The 18,408-nt window shown below is 72.6% G+C and carries 23 protein-coding genes; 13 read left to right on the forward strand and 10 right to left on the reverse strand.

Translation table 11 applies throughout. The features are described 5' to 3' along the window. The first annotated feature begins 32 nt into the window (after positions 1-32). Entirely contained in the window at positions 33-332 is a 300-nt protein-coding gene (locus F6X51_RS24320; protein ID WP_150966343.1) for a hypothetical protein, read from the forward strand. Between the two features lie 48 nt (positions 333-380). Here F6X51_RS24320 and F6X51_RS24325 read toward each other — a convergent pair whose 3' ends face one another. The 3 genes from F6X51_RS24325 to F6X51_RS24335 form a co-directional block, all read right to left on the reverse strand. Further along, positions 381-638, reverse strand: a complete 258-nt coding sequence (locus F6X51_RS24325) for a hypothetical protein (RefSeq protein WP_150966345.1) — start codon at positions 636-638, stop codon at positions 381-383. 103 nt (positions 639-741) lie between these two features. Further along, the gene (locus F6X51_RS24330; RefSeq protein ID WP_191970246.1) at positions 742-1,029 is read right to left on the reverse strand and encodes a hypothetical protein; all 288 of its coding nucleotides are present in this window, start codon (positions 1,027-1,029) and stop codon (positions 742-744) included. Beyond that, complete coding sequence (locus tag F6X51_RS24335; protein ID WP_150966349.1) at positions 1,023-1,292, reverse strand: hypothetical protein; 270 nt, start codon at positions 1,290-1,292, stop codon at positions 1,023-1,025. The genes F6X51_RS24330 and F6X51_RS24335 overlap by 7 nt, the downstream gene beginning before the upstream one ends. 301 nt (positions 1,293-1,593) lie before the next feature. Between F6X51_RS24335 and F6X51_RS24340 the strand changes: the two genes are divergently transcribed. From F6X51_RS24340 to groL, 4 genes are all read left to right on the forward strand, one after another. Then, positions 1,594-2,016 carry a hypothetical protein gene (locus tag F6X51_RS24340; RefSeq protein ID WP_150966351.1) on the forward strand — a complete coding sequence of 141 codons (423 nt, stop codon included), beginning with the start codon at positions 1,594-1,596 and terminating at the stop codon, positions 2,014-2,016. A 338-nt stretch (positions 2,017-2,354) separates the two neighbouring features. Next, entirely contained in the window at positions 2,355-2,702 is a 348-nt protein-coding gene (locus F6X51_RS24345; RefSeq protein ID WP_150966353.1) for a 4-fold beta flower protein, read from the forward strand. Positions 2,703-3,004: 302 nt separating this feature from the next. Then, complete coding sequence (gene groES, locus F6X51_RS24350; protein ID WP_150966355.1) at positions 3,005-3,292, forward strand: co-chaperone GroES; 288 nt, start codon at positions 3,005-3,007, stop codon at positions 3,290-3,292. Positions 3,293-3,388: 96 nt separating this feature from the next. Next, on the forward strand, positions 3,389-5,032 hold the full coding sequence (gene groL / locus F6X51_RS24355; RefSeq protein WP_150966357.1) for a chaperonin GroEL: 1,644 nt from the start codon (positions 3,389-3,391) through the stop codon (positions 5,030-5,032). A 101-nt stretch (positions 5,033-5,133) separates the two neighbouring features. Here groL and F6X51_RS24360 read toward each other — a convergent pair whose 3' ends face one another. The 7 genes from F6X51_RS24360 to F6X51_RS24390 all read right to left on the reverse strand — a co-directional run bounded on the left by F6X51_RS24360 (position 5,134) and on the right by F6X51_RS24390 (position 10,992). Continuing rightward, on the reverse strand, positions 5,134-6,402 hold the full coding sequence (locus tag F6X51_RS24360; protein WP_150966359.1) for an MSMEG_0569 family flavin-dependent oxidoreductase: 1,269 nt from the start codon (positions 6,400-6,402) through the stop codon (positions 5,134-5,136). Positions 6,403-6,440: 38 nt separating this feature from the next. Next, complete coding sequence (locus tag F6X51_RS24365; protein ID WP_150966361.1) at positions 6,441-6,722, reverse strand: MSMEG_0570 family nitrogen starvation response protein; 282 nt, start codon at positions 6,720-6,722, stop codon at positions 6,441-6,443. Then, the gene (locus F6X51_RS24370; protein WP_246696989.1) at positions 6,715-7,737 is read right to left on the reverse strand and encodes a sll0787 family AIR synthase-like protein; all 1,023 of its coding nucleotides are present in this window, start codon (positions 7,735-7,737) and stop codon (positions 6,715-6,717) included. Before F6X51_RS24370 ends, F6X51_RS24365 begins: the two co-directional genes overlap by 8 nt. Then, positions 7,737-8,282 carry an MSMEG_0567/Sll0786 family nitrogen starvation N-acetyltransferase gene (locus F6X51_RS24375; RefSeq protein ID WP_150966363.1) on the reverse strand — a complete coding sequence of 182 codons (546 nt, stop codon included), beginning with the start codon at positions 8,280-8,282 and terminating at the stop codon, positions 7,737-7,739. Before F6X51_RS24375 ends, F6X51_RS24370 begins: the two co-directional genes overlap by 1 nt. Then, a complete protein-coding gene (locus F6X51_RS24380; protein ID WP_150966364.1) occupies positions 8,279-9,382 on the reverse strand; it encodes an MSMEG_0568 family radical SAM protein in 1,104 nt (367 codons plus the stop codon). Before F6X51_RS24380 ends, F6X51_RS24375 begins: the two co-directional genes overlap by 4 nt. Beyond that, entirely contained in the window at positions 9,336-10,412 is a 1,077-nt protein-coding gene (locus tag F6X51_RS24385; RefSeq protein WP_150966388.1) for a Nit6803 family nitrilase, read from the reverse strand. Before F6X51_RS24385 ends, F6X51_RS24380 begins: the two co-directional genes overlap by 47 nt. Positions 10,413-10,509: 97 nt before the next feature. Further along, on the reverse strand, positions 10,510-10,992 hold the full coding sequence (locus F6X51_RS24390; protein ID WP_012317268.1) for an MSMEG_0572/Sll0783 family nitrogen starvation response protein: 483 nt from the start codon (positions 10,990-10,992) through the stop codon (positions 10,510-10,512). Positions 10,993-11,352: 360 nt separating this feature from the next. Here F6X51_RS24390 and F6X51_RS24395 point away from each other — a divergent pair, with 360 nt between their 5' ends. The 8 genes from F6X51_RS24395 to F6X51_RS24430 all read left to right on the forward strand — a co-directional run bounded on the left by F6X51_RS24395 (position 11,353) and on the right by F6X51_RS24430 (position 18,225). Continuing rightward, a complete protein-coding gene (locus F6X51_RS24395; RefSeq protein WP_150966390.1) occupies positions 11,353-12,792 on the forward strand; it encodes an aminotransferase-like domain-containing protein in 1,440 nt (479 codons plus the stop codon). Positions 12,793-12,946: 154 nt separating this feature from the next. Next, complete coding sequence (gene metB / locus F6X51_RS24400; protein WP_150966366.1) at positions 12,947-14,110, forward strand: cystathionine gamma-synthase; 1,164 nt, start codon at positions 12,947-12,949, stop codon at positions 14,108-14,110. Positions 14,111-14,226: 116 nt separating this feature from the next. Further along, positions 14,227-14,628, forward strand: a complete 402-nt coding sequence (locus tag F6X51_RS24405) for a DUF983 domain-containing protein (protein WP_150966368.1) — start codon at positions 14,227-14,229, stop codon at positions 14,626-14,628. An 81-nt stretch (positions 14,629-14,709) separates the two neighbouring features. Then, a complete protein-coding gene (locus F6X51_RS24410) occupies positions 14,710-14,949 on the forward strand; it encodes a hypothetical protein (RefSeq protein WP_150966370.1) in 240 nt (79 codons plus the stop codon). A gap of 335 nt (positions 14,950-15,284) precedes the next feature. Further along, positions 15,285-15,398: a hemin uptake protein HemP gene (gene hemP / locus F6X51_RS28185; RefSeq protein ID WP_191970247.1), complete on the forward strand. Its 114-nt coding sequence runs from the start codon at positions 15,285-15,287 to the stop codon at positions 15,396-15,398. Beyond that, complete coding sequence (locus tag F6X51_RS24420; RefSeq protein WP_150966374.1) at positions 15,395-16,285, forward strand: heme/hemin ABC transporter substrate-binding protein; 891 nt, start codon at positions 15,395-15,397, stop codon at positions 16,283-16,285. Before hemP ends, F6X51_RS24420 begins: the two co-directional genes overlap by 4 nt. Then, complete coding sequence (locus F6X51_RS24425; protein WP_150966376.1) at positions 16,278-17,354, forward strand: FecCD family ABC transporter permease; 1,077 nt, start codon at positions 16,278-16,280, stop codon at positions 17,352-17,354. The genes F6X51_RS24420 and F6X51_RS24425 overlap by 8 nt, the downstream gene beginning before the upstream one ends. Further along, the gene (locus F6X51_RS24430) at positions 17,347-18,225 is read left to right on the forward strand and encodes a heme ABC transporter ATP-binding protein (RefSeq protein WP_150966378.1); all 879 of its coding nucleotides are present in this window, start codon (positions 17,347-17,349) and stop codon (positions 18,223-18,225) included. Before F6X51_RS24425 ends, F6X51_RS24430 begins: the two co-directional genes overlap by 8 nt. The last annotated feature ends 183 nt before the right edge of the window (positions 18,226-18,408 follow it).

The following is an 18,408-nucleotide window of genomic DNA, read 5'->3' on the forward strand; positions in this document are numbered from 1 at the left end:
CGGGGGCAGGACAGGCTCCGACAAGGATGGGCATGGCGCGTTTCATCGTGATCGAGAGAGGCACAGGCCGCGTCTACGGCGACACGGCCCGGTTGAGTTCCGCGGAGAAGGTGGTCTCGCCGGCGGATGCCGTGTGCCTGTTCGACCGGCACCTCGGCCGCGCCACCCGCGGCTTCGGCTACGTCAAGCCCGACAGCGATGCGGCGAGCTACGACGTCTACGAGATCCCGCGCTCGCGCTCCGACGCCGCCACCGCGAGCGACCCGGAGGCGCGCGCCCTGGTCCGCGAGCACGGCTCCCTGGTGACCGCCCTCGTCAGCTACAATTCCTGAATCCAGGCCCCGCACCGCGGACCCGCGGCGTCCGGTGCGCGTGGCGGGTCACGCGAGGGCGTCCGGGTGGGGCGAGGGCGTGCCCGAGAACTTCTTCGGCATCAGCGGGCAGCCGCTATGCCCCTTGCGGTGGGCGAGGCTGAGGCGCCGGTCGCTGGCATAGGCCCCGTGGACCATCACCAGCCCGTGGCAGGCCGGACACCGCTTCGGCGCCGAGCGGTAGACCCCGTGCGCCTCGGAGAGATTCGCGGTTCGCCACGCACCATCGATCTTGACCTCGCACTGGTCCGGCTTGCTGCTTCTCATGCCCCCCACATGGGGCGCCGACCCGCAATGGCCATGTCCGTCCGGCGGATCAGATCGCGGCCGATCTCCACCCCGGATCACGGCCCGCGCGCGGGCCTCCCGGTCAGGGCGTGTCCGGCGCCTGCGCCGCAGCGGAGGTCGCCCGGGCCTTGATCTGCGCCTCCCGCATCCTGTGGTGGAGCGCGAGGTAGCGCGCGCGCCGGGCGTTGAGCGCCAGGGAGGTCTCCCCCTCCCTTCGGTCCGAGCCGTTCTCCCGCGTCAGGGCGAAATATTCCTCGGATTCCGGTTGCGTCAGGCCGGCATAGACGAGGTGTCCGAGCGCGTCGGTGGTGAGGCAGTGCAGGTCGCGCAGGTGCGCCATCTCGGCCGGATCGAACTTCACGCTCAGCATCCCCGGCAGACGCCGCTCATCGTTCGCTTCATCCGGCCGTCCCAGGCCTTGTCGCGGGTCTCGCTGGCGAGCTGGTTCCGCTTCATCTCGGCCTCGCGCTTCTCGGTGTCGCGCTTCTCCCGGATCGTGGCCTCGGCCTTGGCGTGCTCGGTTCTGGCGTGCTCGGTTCTGGCGTGTTCGGCCGCGGGTCGGGGCTGCGGCGGCAGGGGGGCTGCGGCGGCGAGCATCGTCAAGGCCCCGGTGACGGCGAGCGCGCGCAGCATGTCAGACTCTCGAAAATTCGGCGTGAGCGGGAGACTAGCACAACGCGGTTTGAAAAACCTTTGGCCGCGCCCATAAATATTGGTCGAAAATTTATCCCGACCAGCGATTTATTTTTGCGATCGTGGGAGGCCGGGCTCTCGTGCATCGGACGCCGGTACCGTCGGGCCCGGCGGACCTCCGCGGTGCCGGGCTTTACCGCCCGGCCGGCGGCGCCGGAGCGTATCAACGCCACGACACGTCTTATTTTCGCGGCAGGCCGTGATCATATGGACGTTTCCCAGTCTTCGGAGTGCGCCAGCCATGAAACGACTTGCGGTCGTGGCTCTCTTGTTTCTCGCGGGATCGGGCTGGGCCCGCGCGCAATCCGCCGACCCCTACCTCCAGGCCTGCACGCAATCCGATCTCGTCTGCCAGGGGACGCAGCGGGGCTTCAAGGCGTCGTTTCCGAAGGCGCTCGCCGGCGATCATTCCGCCCAGCGCGACGTCTCCGCCTGCCTGACGAACGGGTGCGACGAGGCGGTGACGAGAGACCGGGTCCTGGGCTGCGCCTGGCGGCTGATGATCACCAAGTCCATCCTCCAGCCGGCGGACCTGACGGACGCCAATTTCCTGAATGCGAATTGTTCGGGCAGCCTCACCGACCTGGAGGTCGTGCGGATGAAGGAGCAGGCGGGCGACCTGTTCCGCACGATCTACCGGAAGCCGATGCCGAAGGCCGATTGACGGGGCGCGGCCTCGACGGGGGCCGGGCCCCTCCCCGGCGCGGCGCATACAGCGGCACCCCGATGTGATAGGGTCGGCCCCGCACCCGCCGCCGAGCTGATGGAGGGCCGCCCCGTGCATTGCGACCTCGACGAGCGCGGCGATGGGATCGACGGATTCGCCGGCACGGCCGGCCCCGCGACGGGGGATCTGCGGCCCCCGATCACAGTCCGGGCCGGCACTCTGGCCCGGCGCGGCCCCTTCGACCGCGCCGGATTCCTGATCGGCGAAGGCCCGGTGCCGAACGCGGCCTCGCGGGGCTCCCCGCCCCGCCGCCCCCGTGCGGAGCTGAAGCGACCATGATCGACCTGTTCGACCACCAGGGCCGGGCCGCCGCCTTCTGCGACGGCCGGACCATCTACTTCTGGGATGGCCGCGCGGCCGCGTATCTCGTCGGCGAGGAGGTCTTCTCGTTCTCCGGCCGGTTCATCGGCTGGCTCACGGATGGCTGGGTCGTCGACCCGGCGGGACATTGCCTCCTGTTCGAGTTCAACGCCGTTCGGGGACCGGGAAAGCCGGCGCGCGACGGCACGTCCCCGAAGGCCGCGCCGCGCGCCCCGCCGCCGAGGCACTCGCGCCAAGCCGCCCCGCCCCGTCCGGCCGGGTTGGCGGAATGGTCGGATTCGACCTTCGCCGACAGGGTGTGAGGGCGGCGCCCGGCTGGGCTCGGCGCTCTCGGGCCGATGCCACGCGATGCGCCGCGGCACCCGCAGGTCGCCGGTCACGCGCGGCGACCCGCCCGATCCGCAGGATTTCGCACCCTGCACGCGCGCGCCGGCGTGGAAACCACCCGGAGCCCGGGCCTCGACGGGCAAATCATCGTTAGCAGTCCGATGCCAGGAGTGCTAAGCCACCCGGAGCAGGGCGGCGGCCGGCGATCGGGCGACCCGGTCACCGATGGCGCGCAGCGCCCTGGTGCTTGCTGTTGAGCAGAGTTTTGGAGGCCTTCATGACATTTCGTCCGCTGCACGACCGTGTCGTCGTCCGCCGTATCGAGGGCGAGGAGAAGACCAAGGGCGGCATCATCATCCCGGACACCGCCAAGGAGAAGCCGCAGGAGGGCGAGGTCGTCGCCGTCGGCCCCGGCGCCCGCGACGAGGCCGGCCGCGTGAACGCGCTCGACGTCAAGGCCGGCGACCGCGTCCTGTTCGGCAAGTGGTCCGGCACCGAGGTCAAGATCGACGGTCAGGACCTCCTGATCATGAAGGAATCCGACCTTCTCGGCGTCGTCGCCTAGACCGTCTCGGACGTCTCCCCGAATTTCCAGCAGGCCCTTCGAGGCCGCCCATCCCGGGCAGCCTCGGGCTGCAATTCCAGAAAGTGGACCCATCCCATGGCTGCCAAGGACGTACGTTTCTCGTCGGACGCGCGCGAGAGAATGCTGCACGGTGTCGAGCTTCTCGCCAACGCCGTGAAGGTGACGCTCGGCCCGAAGGGCCGCAACGTCGTGATCGAGAAGAGCTTCGGCGCCCCCCGCATCACCAAGGACGGCGTCACCGTCGCCAAGGAGATCGAGCTCGCCGACAAGTTCGAGAACATGGGCGCCCAGATGGTGCGCGAAGTGGCCTCGAAGTCGAGTGACCTGGCCGGCGACGGCACCACCACCGCCACGGTGCTGGCCGCCGCGATCGTGCGCGAGGGCGCCAAGTATGTCGCCGCCGGCATGAACCCGATGGACCTCAAGCGCGGCATCGACCAGGCCGTCGCCGCCGCCGTGAAGGACATCACCCAGCGGGCCCGGAAGGTCGCCTCCTCGGAGGAGATCGCCCAGGTCGGCACCATCTCGGCCAACGGCGACACCGAGATCGGCGAGATGATCGCCCACGCCATGCAGAAGGTCGGCAACGAGGGCGTGATCACGGCCGAGGAGGCCAAGACCGCCGTGACCGAGCTCGACGTCGTCGAGGGCATGCAGTTCGACCGCGGCTACCTCTCGCCGTACTTCATCACCAACGCCGAGAAGATGATCGCCGATCTCGACGATCCCTACATCCTCATCCACGAGAAGAAGCTCTCCTCGCTGCAGGCGCTGCTGCCCATCCTCGAGGCCGTGGTCCAGACCGGCAAGCCGCTCCTGATCATCGCCGAGGACATCGAGGGCGAGGCGCTGGCCACCCTCGTGGTGAACAAGCTGCGCGGCGGCCTCAAGGTCGCGGCCGTCAAGGCCCCGGGCTTCGGCGATCGCCGCAAGGCGATGCTCGAGGACATCGCGGTCCTGACCAAGGGGCAGACCATCTCGGAAGACCTCGGCATCAAGCTCGAGAACGTGACCATCGAGATGCTCGGCCGCGCCAAGCGCGTCCGCATCGAGAAGGAGAACACCACGATCATCGACGGTTCGGGCGAGAAGTCCGACATCGAGGCCCGGGTCGGCCAGATCAAGGCGCAGATCGAGGAGACCACCTCGGACTACGACCGCGAGAAGCTGCAGGAGCGTCTGGCCAAGCTCGCGGGCGGCGTCGCCATCATCCGCGTCGGCGGCTCCACCGAGATCGAGGTCAAGGAGAAGAAGGACCGGGTCGAGGACGCCCTGCACGCCACCCGCGCGGCGGTGGAGGAGGGCATCGTCCCCGGCGGCGGCACCGCGCTCCTGCGCGCCCGGTCCGCGGTCGCCGCGCTCAAGAGCGACAACCCGGACGTGCAGGCCGGCATCAAGATCGTGCTGCGGGCGCTCGAGGCCCCGATCCGTCAGATCGCGCACAATTCCGGCGTCGAGGGCTCGATCGTGGTCGGCAAGATCACCGACAACACGGGCTCCGAGACCTACGGCTTCAACGCCCAGACCGAGGAGTACGTGGACATGCTCCAGGCCGGCATCGTCGACCCCGCCAAGGTCGTCCGGGCGGCGCTGCAGGGCGCGGCCTCGGTCGCCGGCCTCCTCGTCACCACGGAAGCCATGATCGCCGACGCTCCGAAGAAGGACAACGGCGCCCCCGCGATGCCGGGCGGCGGCGGCATGGGCGGCATGGACTTCTAGGGCGTCCGGCCAGCCCCTCGACCCACGGGACGGACCGCCGCGCGGCGGCCCGTCCCCGCTGGCGGAATGGCCGGCGAGACCGTTCCCCGAGGGGACCGGGCTCAGACCGCGAAGCGCAGGGCGAACCGGTCCGCGCCGAGGCGCTTCTGGATCACCCGGGCGATGTGCTCCGCGTCGCGGCCGACCGCCCCGAACCGGCCGGAGCCCCAGGTGTGCAGCCAGGGCAGCCCGATGAAGGAGAGGCCCGGCTGAACCGTGACGCCGCGGCTGTGCTTCGGCCGGCCGGCCCCGTTGAACACGGACGCGTCGAGCCAGGAGAAATCCGGCCTGAAGCCGATGCACCAGACGATGGCGGCGATGCCGGAGCCCGCGAGGGCGAGGCTGGTGACGGGCGCCTCCGGCTCCCAGACGGGGGCGTAATGCGCCTGCGCCGGGGCCTCGATCCCCCGGCTGGCGATGTGCTTGTCGATGGCCGCGTTGATGCCGTTATAGGTCCGGTCGGCCTGGTCGAGCGAGGACCGGAGATTGTCGCGGAACCGCAGGCAGCCGTCCTCGAACCCGTCCAGCACGCCGTAGAGCCGCATGCCCTCCGTCGCGAAGCGGCGCAGGTCGATGTCGCGGCCGCCGTCGCGGCCGGTGACGTAGTGGTTGGTGTTGTCCCGGACGCCGTCGCGCAGCGGATGGTCGTCGACGGACATCTCGTAATAGCCCATGTCGGCGAGCCAGGTGACGACGTCGCGGCCGCGGTAGAACCGGGCGCAGCGGGGCGCGTCGCCGACCGCGAGGTGCACCCTGCGCCCGGCGAGGTGCAGGTCCTCGGCGATCTGCGCGCCGGATTGGCCCGAGCCGACGACGAGCACGTCGCCCTCGGGCAACTGCCCCGGGTTGCGGTACTGGTTCGAGTGGATCTGCATGACGGAGGACGGCAGCCGCTCGGCCATGCGGGGGATGATGGGCGTGTGGTAGCCGCCCGAGGCCACGACGATCTCGTCGGCGGTGTAGTCCCCGTCCGAGGTCCGGACCGAGAAGCCGCCCGCCGCCAGGGGCTCCGCCCGCCGGACCGTGACGCCCTCGCGGATCGGCGGATTCACCTTGGCGGCGAAGGCCGCCAGATAGGCGACGATCTCCTCCTTCCGCATGAAGCCGTCGGGGTCGGGGCCGTCGTAGGGGTGGCCCGGCAGGTCGCATTGCCAGTTGGGGGTGACGAGGCAGAACGTGTCCCAGCGCTGCGTCGCCCAGGTGTGGGCGGCGGTCCGCGCCTCGAAGACGAGGTGCTCGATGCCGGCCTGCGTGAGGTGGTAGCTGACCGAGAGGCCGGCCTGTCCGCCGCCCACGATGGCGACCGGGACGTGGCGAGGAGTGGGTGTCATGGCTCTGCCTCCAGGAGGTCGGGCGGGGATCGGGGGCTTCAGGTGTCGAAGGTCTCGACCGTGACGCGCCCCGCCGGATCCTGCCCCCGGGCGACGGCCTCGATCCGGGCGAGCTGGTCCAGGGCTGCCGAGCAGGCGAAGCCGTACTTCGCCCGGACCCGCTCGCTGGCGATTGTGAGGGCGATCCGGGTCTTCTCGACGAACTCGGCGACCGGGTAGCTCGCGCCGGGGGCGAGGTAGTCCGTGACCACGAGCGAGGGCGAGTAGCAGGCCTCGCGCCGGCCATCCGGCCAGCGGACGTGAAAGCGCATCTCAGGCATCGTTCGTCTCCCGACGGCCGCAGCCGGTCAGCGGCCCGGCGCGGAGGTCCCAGACCACCGCCTCGCCGCCGGAGGCGTCCCGCACCCGGACGACCCGGCTCGCGTCGAGGCGACCGATGGCGGCGGCCGCGAGGCCGCGCTCGGCGAAGCGCGCGCGCACGGCCGGCGTGCGGTCCGGCCGCACGCCGAGGACGTAGCCGAAGCTCGGGAAGGCGGTGAGCCAGCGGTCGAGCGGGACCGCGTCGGGCCGCGGGATCGCCGCGAGGTCGATCGACCCGCCGACGCCCGAGCATTCGAGCAGCATCAGGGCCGTGCCGACGACGCCCGCCATGCTGATGTCCTTGGCGGCGCAGGCCAGCCCGTCCTCGGCGAGGCCCGGCAGCAGCGCGAGGTCGCCCCGCAGGCGCGCGCCCGGGCTGCCGGTCGAGGCGTCCCAGTACGGGTGCGGATCGCGGAAGCGCCCGCGCAGGTCGATGACGGCGATCAGGTCGTCGCCGGGCGCCGCGTCGAAGCTCGTCAGGAGGCGCGGCCCCGCCCGGCCGAGCACGGCGACCGCGAGGTTGCCGGAGGCGGCCCGGGTGTTGGTGTGGCCGCCCACCACCGGCACGCCGTAGAGCGCCGCGGCATCGGACAGGCCGGCCAGGATCGGGTCGGCCGCGTCGGCGCCCCGGCTCCAGAGGGCGTCGACGACCGCGAGCGGACGCCCGCCCATGGCGGCGACGTCGCTGAGGTTGACCATGATGCCGCAATAGCCGGCGAAGTAGGGATCCTCCGCCACGAACCCGTCGAGGAAGCCCTCGATCGCCAGGAGCAGGTGCCCGTCGCCGTCGGGAATCGCGGCGCAATCGTCGCCGACCGGCACCGCCGCGTCGCCCCGCCCCAGCCCGAGGCGCGCCACGACGGCGTCGATGTCGCGCTTGTGCGCGACGCCCCGGGCGTCGCGGATGCGCCGCGCCAGGGTCGGGAGGTCGAGGGCCGGGAGGTCGAGGGTCGGGAGGTCGAGGGTCATCGTCATCACGCGGCCTTGCGCAGGGTGATGAGGCCGCGCTCGGGATCGTGCATCGGCGGATAGGCCGAAAGATCCGCCCGCATCAGGCGGTGCGGCCGCCCATGCAGGCCGGTCTCGCCCAGGCTCTCCCAGTGCAGGGCCTCGAACAGGGCGGCGTTGCTGCTCTGCACGTGGGCGAGGAAGCGGGTGCAGCCCCGGGCATGGGCCGAGGAGACCGCGACCCGGATCAGCCCCGCCCCGAGGGCCGCCGTGCCGCGGAAGCGCCGGGCGACGGCGAGGCGCGAGCCCCACCACTCGCCGGGCCGCTCCGCGGCCTCGTGGATGCGCACGGTGCCCACCACGGCATCGAGGTCGCCGCCGAGGGTCGAGAGCGCGCAGATCGGGATGGCGTGCGCGTCGACCGCATCCCGGTCGTCCTCCCGGAAGATCCCCTGCTCCGTGCAGAAGACCTGCCGGCGCAGGGCCGCGCAGGCGCGCTGCTCCCAGGGGCTCGTGGCGAACTTCACCCGGAAATGGCTCGGCCAGAAGGGGGGGACGGGCTCCAGCATCATGCCGCCGCTCCCGTGCGCTCGTAGGCCGAGAGGGCCGAGCAGGCGCCGCAGCGGCCGCAGCCCGCCTTGATCTCGCCGGAGCGCAGGCCGGCCCCGGCCAGCAGCGCGGCGAGCGGCTGCAGGATCGCGTGCATGAGGTCGGGCGAGGGGCCCGGATGGCTCTCCAGCGGTGTGCCGGAGATCGGCACGAAGGGCACCACGAACGGGTAGACGCCGAGGCCGACCAGGCGCTCGGCCGTCGCCAGGATGGCCTCCGGCGTGTCGCCGAGCCCCGCCAGGATGTAGGTCGAGACCTGGCCCCGCCCGAAGACCGGGACCGCGGCCGCGAAGGCGTCGTAGTAGCGCTCCAGCGGCACGCTCGCCTTGCCGGGCATGATCCGGGCCCGCACCTCCGGCGTCACCGCCTCGAGATGCAGCCCGAGGGCGTCGACGCCGGAGGCCTTGAGGCGGGCGAACCAGCGGTCGTCGTCGGGCGGCTCGCACTGGGCCTGGATCGGCAGGTCGACCGCGGCCTTCACCGCGAAGGCGCTCTCGCAGAGGATCGCCGCGCCCCGGTCGGTGGCGTTCGGGGTGCCCGTCGTCATCACCATGTGCCTGACGCCGTCGAGGAGCACCGCCGCGCGGGCGACCTCGGCGAGCTGCTCGGGGCTCTTGCGCGCCACGGTGCGGCCGGCGGCCAGCGACTGGCCGATCGAGCAGAACCGGCAGGTCTTGGTGCGGCTCGCGTAGCGGATGCAGGTCTGCAGCACGGTGGTGGCGAGGACGTCGCGCCCGTGCAGCACGGCGATCTGGGAATAGGGCACCCCGTCGAAGGTCGAGAGGGCGTAGAAGCGCGGCTTGCCCGGGAAGGTCGCCCGCCCGATCACCACGCCGTCATGCTCGATCTCGGAGACGCCGTCCGGGTCGGGGCGGCGCACCAGGAAGGGCGAGTCGAACGCGGCCGCGGTGTGGACCGGCACCATCACGGTCCGGCCCGCGATCGTCATCGCCTTGTGGTCGGAGGGGCCGGCGCCGCCCCGGCGGCTGGCGACCCCCGGGCGGGCGTCGGCGAGCCTAACCCCGAAGGATTGCAACGCGTTGATCAGGCGCTCGGTCGGCATCCCGACGAGGCCCGGGGCGACCGGCGGACGGGGGGGCGGGCTCGTCGGTCGCGGGCGGCTCATCATGGTCGAGGCTCCGGGGATCGGTCTGCGAACGCTGCGGCCGGTGCACGAATGAGGCCGGCCGGTCGTCGTGGAGGAGGCTGAGGAGCTCGGGCCGCGCGTAGTGCCCGACCGAGTCCATCATCCGCTTGCGCTTCGTCACCAGCGCGAGGTCCATGTCGGCGATCAGGATGCCCTCCCCGGCCCCGAGCGGCTCGGCGAGGTGCCGGCCCTCCGGCGACACGATCGCGGTGCCGTTGCCGCCGCGGCAGGCACCGCGCAGGCGCTCGTCCGGGCAGACCCGCGCGACCTGCTCCTCGGTGAGCCAGCCCGTGGCGTTGACCACGAAGCAGGCCGCCTCGAGGGCGTGGTGGCGGATCGTCACCTCCATCTGGTCGGCGAAGACCTGGCCGACGAGCGATCCCGGGAACTGCGCCGCGTGGATCTCCTCGTGGCGCGCCATCAGGGCGTAGCGGGCGAGCGGGTTGTAGTGCTCCCAGCAGGCGAGCGCCCCGACGCGGCCGATCGCGGTCTCCACCACCGTGAGCCCGGCGCCGTCGCCCTGCCCCCAGACCATGCGCTCGTGATAGGTCGGGGTGATCTTGCGGCGCTTCAGCTTCAGCGCGCCGTCGGCGTCGAAGATCAGCTGCGCATTGTAGAGCGAGCCGTGGTCGCGCTCGTTGACGCCGAGCACGATGACGGCGCCGTGGCGGCGCGCGGCGGCGGAGACGGCCTGCGTCACCGGCCCCGGCACCGTCACGGCCCGCTCGTAGAGGCGCAGGTGCTCAGGCCCCTGCAGGGCGGGGGGCAGGACGAAGGAGAAGTAGGGGTAGTAGGGCACGAAGGTCTCGGGGAAGACCAGGAAGCGCGCGCCCTTGCCCGCCGCCTCGTCGATCGCGTTCAGCACGCGCTCCAGGGTGCCCTCCGGCCGGTCGAGGTCCGGGGCGATCTGGACGGCGGCGGCGCGCACGATCCGGTTCTCTGACACGATCCGGTTCTCAGACATGGATGATCCTCCGGCTGTGACGGCGGCCGCGCCGGGCGCGGCCGCCGGATGCGCGGTCCCGGTTGCGCCCCGGGGCCGGTCAGACGGTCCAGGTGTCGATGATCACCGCGTTGTCGCGCTTGTGCAGCAGGATGCAGTCGAGGACGTCGAGGGGGTTGATCATGCGGATGCCCTCGATGAAGGCGGCCTCGCCATGGCCGTAGAGGGCCTGGGTCGAGAACCGGCAGGCATAGACCTTGCCGCCTTCGGCCATGAACTTCTCGAGCTGGTTGTTGAAGTTGAGATGCCCCGGGAAGGCCTCGTCGCCGAGCCTCGGGAAGCCGCGCTGCACCCCGAGGGTGATGCCGGGGCCGTAGAGCAGGATGGAGGTCTCGAAGCCCTTGCGCTGCAGGCGGGTGGCCTGGAGCAGGTTCACGAGGCCGATCGAGCCCTCGAACGCGACGGTGTGGAAGGTCACCAGCGCCTTCTGGCCCGGCTCGGCCTTCACGTCCTCGAAGACCTTCTCCTCGTAATCGACCAGGACGTCGCCCTTCTTGTGGGGTTCGCGATTGACGGCAGGCATGGCTCTCGCTCCTTGGGGGGACTGGATCGCGGCAGCCGGCGCTGCGCGCAGTCGCCTCCCCTCCACGGCAAGCGGCGTGCCAGAACCGGGCGATCAATCAGTCGATCAATGCGGCGCCCGGAGATGAGTACAATGATCCGATCAATATCGGCGTTGCTGATCCCCGTGTCGTCGGGACGTCGCCCAGTTGCCGGGCATCCCCTGCCCAGTATACGACCAGGGGCTGCACATTCCGGTGCTTCCGATTGATCGGATTGTATGGAGAGTTCATCGGGCCGCTGCCGGGTCCGCACGCGGTACGGCGATTGCTAGCCATACAATCGACGATTGATCGCATGGCGGTGGCAGGGCGTGGAACGGATGACTTCGCCGGAGCGGGATGGCCGACCGGGGGCCCAGGGTGGCGTGGCCGGGCGCTGGACGCCGGACCTGAAGCGGTGGGGCAAGCCGCACTACCTCGCCATCGTGGAGGCCTTGGCGGAGGACATCCGGACGGGGCGCCTCACGGCCGGCACGCGCCTGCCGACCCAGCGCGCCCTCGCGGGGGCCCTCGACCTGAACTTCACCACGGTCTCCCGCGGCTACGTCGAGGCCCACAGGCGCGGCCTGATCGAGGGGCGCGTCGGCCAGGGGACCTTCGTGGTCGACCCCGCCCGCGCGCCGCGGCCGGCGGCGGTCGCCGGCGCCCCCCGGACCGGGCCGGTCGACTTCACCATGAACCTGCCCCCCGAGCCCGACGCGCCGGCCCTGCGGGCGCGGATGCAGGCCTCCTTCGCGGAGCTGTCCGGCAACCTGACCAACCTGCTGCGCTACCAGGGCTTCGGCGGCACGGACGAGGACAAGGAGGCGGCGTTGCGCTGGCTCGGGGGCCGCGGGATCGTCGCCACGCGGGAGCGCCTCCTGATCTGCCCGGGGGCGCACAGCGCCCTGTTCAGCGTGCTCGGCCAGGTCGCACGGCCGGGCGACGCCATCTGCGCCGAGCGGATCACCTATCCGGGCATCCGCGCCTTGACGGCCCATCTCGGGCTGCGCCTCGTCGACCTGCCCATGGACCGGCACGGGGTCGATCCCGACGCCTTCGCGGCCGCCTGCACCCGGGTCGCCCCGAAGGCGATCTACCTGAACCCGCTCCTGCAGAACCCCACCACCGCGACCCTGCCCCGGGGCCGGCGCGAGGCCATCATCGCGGTGGCGCGGCGCTACGCCGTCAGCATCATCGAGGACGACGCCTACGCGCGCATCTGCCCGACGCCGCCGCCGAGCTTCGCGGAGCTCGCGCCGGAGATCACCCACTACGTGGCGGGCCTCGCCAAGTGCCTCGGCGCCGGGCTCCGCCTCGCCTTCCTGGTCGCCCCGAGCGCCCGGACGGCCCTGCCCCTCGGCGCCGCCCTGCGGGCCGCCACCGTCATGGCCTCGCCGATCTCGACGGCGCTGGCGACGCGCTGGATCACGGACGGCACCGCGGAGGCCATCCTGCAATTCGTCCGCGAGGAATCGGCCGCGCGCCAGCGCATCGCGGCCGCGCTGCTTCCGCCCGAGACCTACACCGCCGACCCGCACGGCTTCCACGTCTGGATCACCCTGCCGGAGGGCTGGACGCGCTCGGCCTTCGCCAGCCAGGGCCGGTCGGCCGGGCTCGGCGTCGTCGGCAGCGATCCCTTCTGCGTGGCGGGGACGCCGCCGGAGGCGGTGCGCCTCTGCCTCGGCGGTCCCTCGACCCGGCAGCAGATCGCGCACGGGCTGGACATGCTGGCCCACGCCCTCGAGGGCTCGCCGGCCCTCGCCTCGACCTATATCTGACGGCCCCGCCGGAGGGTCGGGGATCGGGCGGCCGCCGCGCGGGCGCCTCGCTCGGCCCTCGGCTCGTCCTGTTGAATGGCCGTAACGTTCGTTATAGAGAACACGCGACCGGGCTGCCCGCGGCGGGCGGGTTCGTGGCGGCGGAGTGTTCGAGATGGCGGATCGGAAGGCGGCCCAGACGATTGCGGCGGCGCACGGCGTGGCACAGGACGCGGCGTTCGGAGCCGTCATTCCGCCCATCCACCTGTCGACGACCTTCCAGTTCCCGGGCTTCGAGAGGGCCGGACCTTACGATTATTCCCGGCTCGGCAACCCGACCCGCGACCAGGTCGCGGACACGATCGCGAAGCTCGAGGGCGGCGCCCGCGCCGTCATGCTGGCGAGCGGCATGGCGGCCCTCGACCTCGCCCTGTCGAGCCTGCTTCCGGGCGACCTCCTGCTCGCCCCCCACGATTGCTACGGCGGCACGCACCGCCTGCTCAGCCTGCGCAGCGCGCGGGGCCATTACCGCGTCGCCTTCGTCGACCAGACCGACCGGGAGGCGCTTTCCGCCGCCTTCGCCGGGAAGCCGAAGCTGGTCCTCACCGAGACGCCCAGCAACCCGCTGATGCGGGTCGTGGACATCCGCGACATGGCGGAGCGCGCCCGGGCCGTGGGGGCGCGGCTCGTCGTCGACAACACCTTCCTGTCGCCGGCGCTGCAGCAGCCGATCGCCCTCGGGGCCGATCTCGTCGTGCACTCGACGACGAAGTATCTCAACGGCCATTCCGACGTGATCGGCGGCGCCGTGGTGGCGGCCGAGGCCGCCCTGGGCGAGGAGCTCGCGGCCTGGGCCAACACGATCGGCGTCACCGGATCGCCCTTCGACGCCTACCTGACCCTGCGCGGCATCCGCACGCTCTTCGTCCGGATCGAGCGCCAGGAACGGAATGCCGCGGCGGTCGCCGCCTGCCTCGCCGCCCATCCCCGCGTGGGGCGCGTGTACTATCCGGGGCTGGCGACGCATCCGGGACACGAGACCGCCAAGGCCCAGCAGAGCGGTTTCGGCGCGATGCTGAGCTTCGAGCTCACCGGGGGCCGCGAGGCGGTGCGCGCCCTCGTCGAGGCGCTGCAGGTCTTCACGCTGGCCGAGTCGCTCGGCGGGGTCGAGAGCCTGATCGCGCACCCGGCGACGATGACCCACGCCGCCATGGACCCGGCGGCCCGCGCGACGGCCGGGATCACGGACGGGCTCCTGCGCCTGTCCATCGGGCTGGAGGCCGAGGACGACCTCCTGCGCGACCTCGGGCGGGGCCTCGACGCGGTCGCGCGCCGATGATCGCGGTCGCGCGCCGATGATCGCGGTACCGCGCCGATGATCGCGGAGCCGGGTCTGCCTGCGGCGCATCGCTGACCGCCATCGCGCGTTAGCCCTGACGAAGAAGAGGAGCCCGCATGTCCGAGCCGTCCTACGCCGCGCAGTCGCCCATCGGCGTGGCCATGAGAAGCCGGTGCCCGCGCTGCGGGCGCGGCCACCTGTTCAGCGGCTTCCTCAAGCTCGCGCCGCGCTGCGACGTCTGCGGCCTCGACTTCGCGTTCGCCGACCCGGCGGACGGCCCGGCCTTCTTCGTGATGATGACGGCCGCCGTGCCGGCCACCGCCTTCGGGATCTGGCTCGAGCTGACCTACGAGCCGTCCCTGTGGGTGCACGCGGTCACGACCCTGCCGATCGTGCTGATCGCCTGCACGCTGCCCCTGCGGTTCTTCAAGGGCTGGCTCGTCGCGGAGCAGTACGTCCGCAAGGCCGAGGAAGGGAAGATCGCCCGGCCGCAGGCATCGGCGCGCGACCGGACCTAGGCGGGCGCGGCGCCTCCGGGCGCGGCACCGTCCGGCGTTTTCGTGCTAGGCTCCTCGGCGTGTTGCTCAGGAGGCAGGCCGATGCTTCGCGTCACCACGATCGCCCTCGCCCTGACGGGCCTGACGGCCGCCGGCCCCGCGCACCGCCAGCCCACCCCCGCCACCCTGCCGCCGCAGCCCGGATCCGCGGATCCGGCGGCCGCGGGCGCGCGGACGGGCGGGGACGCGCAGGATCGGACCCGGAAGGCCACGGACGCGCGCACCAAGGCTTGGGACGCGAAGATGAAGAAGACGATGGGCGGCGTCTGCGGGGGCTGCTGAGCCCCGGCCGGCGCCCTCCCCCGCCCCGGCACCCGCCCGCGCCGCCCTGCGGCATCCGGAGCCGGCTCCTCGCGATCGAACATCCGGGTCCGGCCGCCGGCGCCGGCTGCCATGGACGGGCGCTGATCTGTCTTGCCTCAGAACAAGGGCCCTCGTAGGAGAGATGGCCGATAGTATCCGCGCTTTAGAATTGAGTAATTCAAAAGTGCGGTCTTTCCAAAGTCTGCACTCTGTCGAAGATGGAATCCGAGGCTGAAGTTGCATGCGCGGACCCACATGCTATCCCAGGTGACCCACATGCTATCCCAGGTGATCAAAGTGCCGAGCCGGGCGTCGTGATCAGCGCGACAGCTCTGACGAAGGGCCAGCGCGCGGCGATCCGTCTCCACGCGGGGGAGCGCGACCGGCTTCGGGTCACCGCCAACGACAAGCCGGTCCTCACGAAATGACGCACGATCCCGTCCCTGCCCGCTGGACCCGCCGGGCGCTCCTGGCCGGCGCCCTCGGCCTCGCGGCCCTCCCCGGCTCCCCGCGGGCGGCCGCCCAGGCCTCGCGCATCGCCGCGCTCGGGGGCGCCGTCACCGAGATCCTCTACCGGCTCGGGGCCGCCGACCGGATCGTGGCGGTCGATACGACGAGCGTCTACCCGGCCGAGGTCCTGCGCGAGAAGCCGAATGTCGGGTATCTGCGGGCCCTGTCGGCCGAGGGGCTGCTCTCGGCCGGGCCGGACCTGGTGATCGCCGCCGAGGGCGCGGGGCCGTCGGACGTGCTGAGCCTGGTGCGCGAGGCCGGCGTGCCGGTCTCCATCGTGAAGGAGCCGCCGACCCCCGAGGGCGTCCTCGACAAGATCCTGGCGGTCGGGCGCCTCGCCGGCCTCAAGGGGCAGGCCGAGGCGCTCGCCCGGGAGGTCGGGGCGCAGTTCGCCGGGCTGAGCCGGCAGCGCGCCCGCATCACCCGCCCGGCCAGGGCCCTGGTGGTGCTGTCCCTGGCGAACGGGCGCGTCATGGTGGGCGGCCGCGGCAGCACGGCGGACGGCATCCTGGCGCTGGCGGGGATCGACAACGCCGCGGCCGGCATCGAGGGGTTCAAGCCGATCACCGACGAGGCGATCCTCGCCGCCGCCCCGGACGCCGTGGTGCTGATGCGCAACGGCGCCGAGGCCCCGACCCCGGAGACGACCTTTACGCCCGGCACCGCCCTCGGCCAGACGCCGGCCGCCGCGAAGCGCGCCCTCGTGACGATGGACGGCCTCTACCTCCTGGGCTTCGGCCCGCGCACCCCCGACGCCGCGAGGGACCTGATGCGGGCGGTCTATCCCGACCTCATCCGTGGGTGAGGCGCCGGGGCGGGTCCGGCCGGCGGCCGCGCGGCGCCGGGGCGCCCTGGTCCTGGCCGGCCTCGCGGCCCTGGTCATCGCCGTCGCCCTCCTCTCCGTCGGGGTCGGGGCCATCCGCATCGCCCCGTCCCGGATCCTCGACTTGCTGGTGCGGGGCGGGAGCGACCCCGCCCTCGCGCGCGACGCCCTCGTCATCCTCAACATCCGCCTGCCGCGGACCCTGCTCGGTTTCCTGGTCGGGGCCGGGCTCGCGGTCTCGGGGGCGCTGATGCAGGGGCTCTTCCGCAACCCCCTGGCAGATCCGGCGCTGGTCGGCGTCTCCGCCGGGGCCGGGCTCGCGGCGGCCGTCGTCATCGTGCTGGGAGACCGGCTCCTCCAGGCGCTCGGCCTGCCCGGCCCGCTCCCCTACGCGGTGCTGCCCGCGGCGGCCTTCCTCGGCGGGCTCGCGGCGACGCTCGGCCTCTCCCTCGTGGCGACCCGCGCGGGCCGGACCTCGGTCGCCACGATGCTGCTCGCCGGCATCGCCCTCGGGGCGTTGACGGGCGCCATGACGGGGCTCCTCGTCTACGCCAGCGACGACCGGCAATTGCGCGACCTCACCTTCTGGTCGCTGGGGAGCCTCGGCGGCGCGAGCTGGGCCAAGGTGGCAGCCACCGCCCCGGCGATCCTCCCGGTCCTCGTCGCCGTCCCGTTCCTCGGCCGCGGCCTCAACGCCCTGGTGCTCGGGGAGGCGGAGGCCTTCCACCTCGGCATCCCGGTGGAGCGCCTCAAGCGCACGGCCATCCTGCTCGTCGCCGTCGCCGTCGGGGCGAGCGTCGCGGCGGCGGGCGTCATCGGCTTCATCGGCCTCGTGGTGCCGCACGCCCTGCGCCTGCTCATCGGCCCGGAGCATCGCCGGCTCCTGCCGGCGAGCGCCCTCCTGGGCGGCGCGCTCCTGGTCCTGGCGGATGTCGCGGCCCGCCTCGTCGTGGCGCCGGCCGAGCTCCCGATCGGGATCGTCACCGCCCTCGTCGGCGCCCCGGTCTTCCTCTGGCTGCTGCTCGCCGGGACCCGGGGCATCGATGTCTGAGAGGGCGCCGCTCCTCGCGGGGTCGGACCTCGCCTTCGCGGCCGGCGGCCGCAACCTCGTCGAGGGGGTCTCGCTGACGGTGGAGCCCGGCACCCTGCAGGTCGTCATCGGGCCGAACGGCGCGGGCAAGTCCACGCTCATGCGCCTCCTCTGCGGGGAACTGCGCCCGAGCCGGGGCGTCGTCGCCTACGGGGGCGTCCCGGTCGCGGCGATCCCGCCCTGGCGGCTCGCGGCCCTGCGGGCGGTGCTTCCCCAGAGCGCCCGGCTCGCCTTCCCGTTCGCCGTCGCGGAGGTGGCCCGGATCGGCCTCGACGGCATCGGCCGCGGCCTCGGCCGCCGGGACCGGGAGGCGATCCTGGCGGACGCCCTGCGCAGGGCCGACATCCTGCATCTCGCCGAGCGGGCCTATCAGAGCCTGTCGGGCGGGGAGCAGGCGAGGGTCCAGTTCGCGCGGGTGCTGTGCCAGCTCGCCGCCGGCCGCACCCTCGCCGCCGGGCAGGTCCTGTTCCTCGACGAGCCCACCGCGAGCCTCGACCTGCGCCATCAGAGCGCGATCCTCGAGGCCGTGGACGCCTTGCGGCGGGCGGGCGTCGGCGTGGTGGCGATCCTGCACGACCTCAACCTGGCGGCGGCCTATGCCGAGACCCTGCTGGTGCTCGCCGACGGGCGCCTCGTGGCGCGGGGCGCCCCGGGGGCGATCCTGCGCGACGACCTGATCGCGCGGGTGTTCGGGGTGCGCTGGCCCGTGGGCCGGGTCCCGGCGGCCGGCCAGCCGTTCATCCTGCCGCGCCGCATGTTGCCGGAGGGCAATGCCGCGCAGGATCGCGCGGACGGGCCGGATCCATTTCAGCCGCCGCCAGGGACGCCTTAGAGCCGCGCCAATCTGCCGGCGGGTCCGGGGCGTTGACCCGGCCGCGCCGGCGGCCGCATCGGGCTGGTCAGCCAGCCCCTCGCCAGCCAGACGACCCCCCGAGCGCTGTCTTCCTTGTGATTAGGCGTGGAATAAGGACCCCGTTTTCGGGGTGATCGGCGTCCAAACGGGCCCCCCAGGACA

It is taken from the genome of Methylobacterium planeticum, from assembly GCF_008806345.1.
Taxonomy (GTDB): domain Bacteria; phylum Pseudomonadota; class Alphaproteobacteria; order Rhizobiales; family Beijerinckiaceae; genus Methylobacterium; species Methylobacterium planeticum.

Excerpts from the sequence above, each read along its gene's own strand:
- F6X51_RS24335 (WP_150966349.1), bottom strand. The coding sequence starts at position 1,292 with ATGCTGCGCGCGCTCGCCGTCACCGGGGCCTTGACGATGCTCGCCGCC.
- F6X51_RS24365 (WP_150966361.1), bottom strand. The coding sequence starts at position 6,722 with ATGCCTGAGATGCGCTTTCACGTCCGCTGGCCGGATGGCCGGCGCGAG.
- F6X51_RS24405 (WP_150966368.1), top strand. The coding sequence starts at position 14,227 with ATGTCCGAGCCGTCCTACGCCGCGCAGTCGCCCATCGGCGTGGCCATG.
- F6X51_RS24420 (WP_150966374.1), top strand. The coding sequence starts at position 15,395 with ATGACGCACGATCCCGTCCCTGCCCGCTGGACCCGCCGGGCGCTCCTG.
- F6X51_RS24370 (WP_246696989.1), bottom strand. The coding sequence starts at position 7,737 with ATGACGATGACCCTCGACCTCCCGACCCTCGACCTCCCGGCCCTCGAC.
- F6X51_RS24340 (WP_150966351.1), top strand. The coding sequence starts at position 1,594 with ATGAAACGACTTGCGGTCGTGGCTCTCTTGTTTCTCGCGGGATCGGGC.
- F6X51_RS24360 (WP_150966359.1), bottom strand. The coding sequence starts at position 6,402 with ATGACACCCACTCCTCGCCACGTCCCGGTCGCCATCGTGGGCGGCGGA.
- F6X51_RS24320 (WP_150966343.1), top strand. The coding sequence starts at position 33 with ATGGCGCGTTTCATCGTGATCGAGAGAGGCACAGGCCGCGTCTACGGC.
- F6X51_RS24325 (WP_150966345.1), bottom strand. The coding sequence starts at position 638 with ATGAGAAGCAGCAAGCCGGACCAGTGCGAGGTCAAGATCGATGGTGCG.
- F6X51_RS24410 (WP_150966370.1), top strand. The coding sequence starts at position 14,710 with ATGCTTCGCGTCACCACGATCGCCCTCGCCCTGACGGGCCTGACGGCC.
- F6X51_RS24395 (WP_150966390.1), top strand. The coding sequence starts at position 11,353 with ATGACTTCGCCGGAGCGGGATGGCCGACCGGGGGCCCAGGGTGGCGTG.
- F6X51_RS24345 (WP_150966353.1), top strand. The coding sequence starts at position 2,355 with ATGATCGACCTGTTCGACCACCAGGGCCGGGCCGCCGCCTTCTGCGAC.
- F6X51_RS24375 (WP_150966363.1), bottom strand. The coding sequence starts at position 8,282 with ATGATGCTGGAGCCCGTCCCCCCCTTCTGGCCGAGCCATTTCCGGGTG.
- groL (WP_150966357.1), top strand. The coding sequence starts at position 3,389 with ATGGCTGCCAAGGACGTACGTTTCTCGTCGGACGCGCGCGAGAGAATG.
- metB (WP_150966366.1), top strand. The coding sequence starts at position 12,947 with ATGGCGGATCGGAAGGCGGCCCAGACGATTGCGGCGGCGCACGGCGTG.
- F6X51_RS24430 (WP_150966378.1), top strand. The coding sequence starts at position 17,347 with ATGTCTGAGAGGGCGCCGCTCCTCGCGGGGTCGGACCTCGCCTTCGCG.
- F6X51_RS24380 (WP_150966364.1), bottom strand. The coding sequence starts at position 9,382 with ATGCCGACCGAGCGCCTGATCAACGCGTTGCAATCCTTCGGGGTTAGG.
- groES (WP_150966355.1), top strand. The coding sequence starts at position 3,005 with ATGACATTTCGTCCGCTGCACGACCGTGTCGTCGTCCGCCGTATCGAG.
- F6X51_RS24390 (WP_012317268.1), bottom strand. The coding sequence starts at position 10,992 with ATGCCTGCCGTCAATCGCGAACCCCACAAGAAGGGCGACGTCCTGGTC.
- F6X51_RS24330 (WP_191970246.1), bottom strand. The coding sequence starts at position 1,029 with ATGCTGAGCGTGAAGTTCGATCCGGCCGAGATGGCGCACCTGCGCGAC.